General features: G+C 67.8%; 3 protein-coding genes and 1 pseudogene. 3 read left to right on the plus strand and 1 reads right to left on the minus strand.

Features of this window, described 5'->3' with window-relative positions:
- On the plus strand, positions 1–168 hold a 168-nt coding region (locus AB0I53_RS49175), incomplete at its 5' end, for a transposase (RefSeq protein WP_358618054.1).
- A gap of 48 nt (positions 169–216) precedes the next feature.
- Here AB0I53_RS49175 and AB0I53_RS49180 read toward each other — a convergent pair.
- Entirely contained in the window at positions 217–3,291 is a 3,075-nt protein-coding gene (locus tag AB0I53_RS49180) for a hypothetical protein (RefSeq protein ID WP_358618048.1), read from the minus strand.
- Positions 3,292–4,264: 973 nt separating this feature from the next.
- On the opposite strand from AB0I53_RS49180, the pseudogene AB0I53_RS49185 reads away from it, so the two are divergent.
- Both AB0I53_RS49185 and AB0I53_RS49190 read left to right on the plus strand, forming a co-directional pair.
- Positions 4,265–4,582, plus strand: a pseudogene (locus tag AB0I53_RS49185) (transposase); the annotation flags it as partial.
- Between the two features lie 413 nt (positions 4,583–4,995).
- A partial coding sequence (locus AB0I53_RS49190; RefSeq protein WP_358618051.1) for a TIGR02391 family protein occupies positions 4,996–5,369 on the plus strand: 374 nt, incomplete at its 3' end.

A 5,369-nucleotide genomic window follows, 5' to 3' on the forward strand; every position in this document is an offset into this window, starting at 1 on the left:
AGCCTCGAGCACGGACTGTCCAACGCTTTGATCGAGTCCACCAACACCAAAATCCGTCTGCTCACCCGCATGGCCTTCGGATTCAAACGCCCCGACGCACTCATCTCCCTGGCACTGCTCGCCCTGGGCGGCTACCGCCCCGAACTACCCGACCGCACCCACACATGACTCACAAGAGCCAAAAGTTCGGGGTCATCAGGGGTATGAAGGTGTGGTCTAGCGGCTCATGCGCGCTGACCACGCGGCTTCCCGGACATCGGTGCTGGGATGGTTCCGCAAATCCACGAGCCGTTGGGTCCAGGTGGTGGTCCATCCTGTTTGGCCAGTGGTCGTCGTGACGAGCTGGACCGCGAGCAGCCCGGCTACTGATCCGTCCTGTTGGGACAGGTGGTCGGTGACTGCCGCGACGGTGTCGGGTTTTCGGTGCTGCGTTGGCATCCCGTAGTTGGTGGGGGCTTGCCAGCGGTGTGGTCGTTCGTCGATGGCGTTGACGAGTTCGTCCCAGATGGCGAGGTCGGGCGGTCCGGAAAGGGTCTGCTCGGCCAGCTTTCGCAGCAGCGGCACGCCCGCGGCGTGCATTCCGGCTGCGCGGCACCCGTCGAAGAGGACCCGGGATGCGGTGGTGTCGACCTCCGCAGTGGTGTCGAAGTAGCCGCTGTGCGCGCCAGAGGACGCCAACTCCGCCAGCCGGTGCCATGCGACGACGGAGAGGTCCGCATCTCCGGTGGTGATGTCCAGGACCAAACCGTCCACGACGGTGGCGAGCGTGCTTGGGTGCCCCAGGAGAAGGCGGGAGACGACCTGGCACACATCCTGCGGCGCACTGGCGTTTGCCAGGCGGGGCAACTGGTCGATCGCGTCCGGGGCGTGGGGCCACCACTCGGCGTACGCGTTGATCAGGTCGAGTGGGGAGTCGGTGCCCTCGCTGGTGAGGGCACCGGCCAGCACACGTGCGAAACCGGGCCGCTGGCCGGGGGCGAGTCGGCCCGGTGCGGCCTTGAAGACGGCGGCCCGCACGGCTGCTTCGCCGCGAACCGCTTCGCCCAGCATTCCCGGCACTCGCGCGTCCTCGTCGAGGAACCCAAGCAACGCGGTCGCCACGGCAGCGCGGATGTCGTGATGCAGCGCGGGATTGGCCCAGGCATCAGCCAGCGCGTCGACAGCCCCAGCAGGACGGTGCTCGCCCAGCAAGCGAGCCGCTTCCTTCGCTGCTCCGACCGAGGCGCGCGTGAGGATCGGCAACAGCGCCTCGTGCGCTGCGTACTCGGGCAGCACGTCGAGCGCTTCGCCGAGGGAGCGCACCGCGGCGCGGGCCACCGGACCCGCTGGTGCACCTGCATGGCGCAACAGAGCGGGGAGTGCGTGTTGTGGTGCTGCGGCACTCAGAGCTGACAGCGCGGCCGCGGCCACCGGAGGAGGAGCGCTGTCAGCGATCGATGTCAACGTGTCGGGGTCGCTGATCGTTCTGACTGCCGATTCCCGTTCTCGCAGGGCGGTCTCCTCGTCACCGGCCACTGCGGCGGCGTGTGCCTCGAAAGCGGCGCGCTGTTGCGGCGTCCACCGGCCGCGCCTGCCAGCGGGCAGGGCGGGCAGCGGTTCGCCGGAGTCCAGCAGCCGATCGAGCAAGTCGGTCCTGCGGGTAGTCACGACCTGCCAAAGCGCGTCGACTCTGCCGAGATCCGGGTTGTGCGCGACCAGTTCCCCGACCCGTTCGTCCCGGGTCGCGGGAGAGGCAGTCCACACCCGCGCTGCGGCCGCGGCGTCAGCGGGATCGTCTGCCGTGCGGGCGATGTCGCCGACGAGCCGGTCGAGCTCCGGAACGGAATGCATGACCGTTGCGAGGAGTTCGCCTGCCCGCAGGGCGAGCGAGAACCGCCCGTGGCGCGCGTCCCGAAGGGCGCGGTCGCGCAGGCCCGCCCACAAGCCGGGACCGGCGCTGGCGGGCAGCCCGCGGGTCGGCAAGCTCCCGCCTGCCGATCGGGGGTCGGCGTGCAGTCGGGCCAGCAGTGCTTGCAGGTCGTTCACCCGGTCTGGGATGCCGCGCGCCAGCGCGCTGGTCAGGGAACGGGCCAACCACCGGGAGATCAGTGCGAAGGTTTCCCGAGTGGTGTCGCGGGAACCGGTCGCCGCGTGCACGACCTCTCGGAACACCGAAACCGGGACCGCCGAAAGCAGGCGCGCCGGTGCCGCGGCGACCGGGCGAAGTGCGGCGGCGCGGATCAGGTCCTGGTCGTGCCAGGCACGCCTTGCCGCACGCAGCGCCGCGACGAACACCTCCGGGTCGCGCTCGCGCACGGCGCAGGACAGCAGTGCCTCCCACGCGGCGCGCCGTTCCTGGTAGCGATGGCTGGCCGTGGCTTCCAGCAGCGTCGGGGCGGCCTGGTCGTAGGGCAGGACCGCCGTGATCGCCAGTTGCCGCCAGCCCCGGCCGAACTCGCCGTCGGCGAGAACGCGATGCCCCAGCTCGGCCCTGTCGGCAGCGGGCAACGACGCGAGTTCGTCGGCGGTCAGGTCCGTTCCCAACTGCTCGGCGGGGTAGGCGAGGTCGACCACTCGCCGCCGCTGCTCACGCGGCACAGCGCCCAGCACCGACGCGCGGACAGGACCGGGCCCCAACAGCCGCAGCAGTGCTGCTACCCGGTCCGCGCCCATGGCCGCGATCGAGGCCCGGCTCTGGGCGCTCAGCGGCATACCGTGGTAGACGCGCGATCTCAACCAGCGGGGGGCGGCCTCGAGCAGCTCGTCCGGTTCGGAGAACAGCGCGGAGAAGATCCGGGGGTCCGAGGCGAAAGCGTGAGCACCCCGTGGCTGCTCACGCAACACCTTGGCCACCGACCGCGGTTGCCTGGTGGCCAGGACCGCGAGCAGGTCGCGATGACCACGCAGCCACGTCGCACGTTCCCGGCCCTGCTTGCCGGCAGCCTCGGACACCACGAACTCCGCTACGGCGGCGGGTGCGGTGCGGGCGAGGCGGTGCAGCGAGCCTGCACTGGCGCCGGACGTGGCCAGCCAACGAGCGACCACGTCCGGCGAACAGGCTGGCAGCAGCTCCGCGAGCTCTCCGCGCCCGTACCGTTCGTGGACTTCGCTTGCAAGTAGGTCCGCGAGAACGCGGCGACGGGATCGCCGCAGGACGCCGTACACAGCCAGCCGATCCAGCCGACCCCCACCGCGGACCAGCGCGGCCAACGCATCATCGGAGACCGGAAGCCTGATCGCGGCAGCGAGTGCGCGTCGCCGCAGGACCGGATCGGCCACCGCGCGTTCGAGGGTCGCTAGATCACGACGCACGACAGCCAAATGGAGACCGAGGTGTCGTTCGTATGAATCGCCTGAGTCCAGACGTGCGTGGACGGACACGTATTCGGCGTAAGACAGCCGACGACCGTACGCGGACAGCGCACGCATCCGTGCCGGGAAGGACAGTGCGTCAAAAGACCTGCTGCCGGGCACGATGACTCCCGGCTCATGCGCCGCGCTCACCGGATGGTGGCCGGGTCAACCTTTCGTTCAGTCATGCCGCCATGATCCTTGTCAACGTCGGCGTTGGCAAGCGGTTCCCGCCAAGTATTGGCGGACTCGCCCTACCCGGACTCGTCGCTCGCGACGGCCGTCCAGCCATCGGAGGAGGGGCTGCCGTAGCCCTGGCCTCCGAGCACTACGGTTCGCTCACTGTACGAGCCATCCTGGGGGAAGAATGCACAGAGCAGCCGCACCCGATCGGGGTCAGCGCTAGCGTCGCCAATGTGGAGACGAGTCTCCGATTCGGGGGGCGTCACATGGGTGGAGTGCAAGGCCGCATGGGACACGGACTTGAAACGTCACCGATCACGACCGGAACATCGGCGCTTTTGCCGCTGCGGGTTTCCTTGCTCGAACGCCAGGTTTGCTGGATCTATCCTTGTGGCACTGGTCGGAGAACTAGGCTCGCGCAGGTGACAGAGGATCGTTGGGGCGGAACCCGCCAGAATGCTGGGCTGGAGCAGTCGCAGCGTACTGAGTGGCATGTGCTCGTCGAGGAGACGGTTAGCAGCGGGGATAGACGCCGTTGGGTGCTCACTAGCGCACTGCCTTGCGGGGACCGCGACGAAGCCCTGCGGCGGGCTTTCGAGACGGCCGAGAAGCACCGGCCGGAGAATCCGAGGTTTAAAAACGGCAGGCGCATCTTCCAGATTGGCACCGACACCTGGCTGGTGGACGTGCGGGGAGCGACGACGGATTTCCACTTCCGCGTGTCAGTAGCCCGCTTAGTAGGCGCCGACGAATAAAGGCGAAACTACGGGGAGATCTCACGAACGGTGTATGGCCGCGGCTGCAGCGCTTCTACCGAAGTCCGTGCAGTGGGGCGGGCGTTGGGCAAGCCATCGCAGAGTAATCAACGGAATCTTGTTTCGTCAGCGCACCGGGGCCGCGCCAGGATTGGCCTGCGCAGTTCGGCAATTGGAAGACCGTGTACGAGCGGCACAGAAGCTGGTCGGCGGACGGAACGTGGGACAAGGTCTTCGCGGCGGTCCTGGCCGACGCCGACACGGACGGCCGCATCGACTGGTCCATGGCGAGTGTGGACTCCACCTCCTGCCGGAAAAAGGCGCCACCGATTCCGCCAACGTGACGAGCTGGACAGTTCGCCCATCGAAGGTATGACCAGCATGCGCCACGCACAATGATTAGGCGGCTGCTCAAAGATCCTTTTTGGACACCCGGCCCGGCGAGCGAAGATGCCGGATGCACATCGGCGCTTCGGAGGACGAATGCCCTTCGAGAAGGCGAAACGTCGGTGTGTCGTGCTCTAGCGGCTCTCGACCGCGACCCGCAGGCCAAGCGCGACCAGGACCGTGCCGCTGAGAACTATTGACCGGACTAACGGGAGACACGCCGACAGGGATAATCGTCTCGTCGAAAGTTGATCGATAGACCTCACGCCACCTGATCAAGAAGGTGGTACGAGGTGTTCGATGATGTGGGCCGAGACATCGCAGCTATCCGGCTGCCCCAGTGGGGTCGGGTGGTCCGGGCCTCAAGCTCAACGCAGAAACGCAGAACAAGAGCCAGCGTCGAGACATCAGCGAAGCACCCCTATTCACCGACGTATTCAGCGAAGCCCCACCGAAGCCGGACAAACCCAGGCTCCGCGTCCACCCCGACGACAGGTCGAAAACCTTCAGCAGTATGCACCGCGGCGTCCGGTCGTTCGCTGAAGGCTGTTATGCCGCCATCCGAAACCCCAGCAGCCACGAATCCAAGATGACCTGCCCGAACACGAAGCTCTCGCTTGCTGGCGTGGTGCGCTGCGCCGGCCGCGCGCAGCGGCAGGTAGCACTCCGGCGCGAGGACCAGCACCAGCAGGCCCGTCGCCAGGTCGAGGTCGC

Origin of the sequence: Saccharopolyspora sp. NPDC050389 (assembly GCF_040655595.1) — a bacterium.
In the GTDB taxonomy this organism is placed as follows: domain Bacteria; phylum Actinomycetota; class Actinomycetes; order Mycobacteriales; family Pseudonocardiaceae; genus Saccharopolyspora.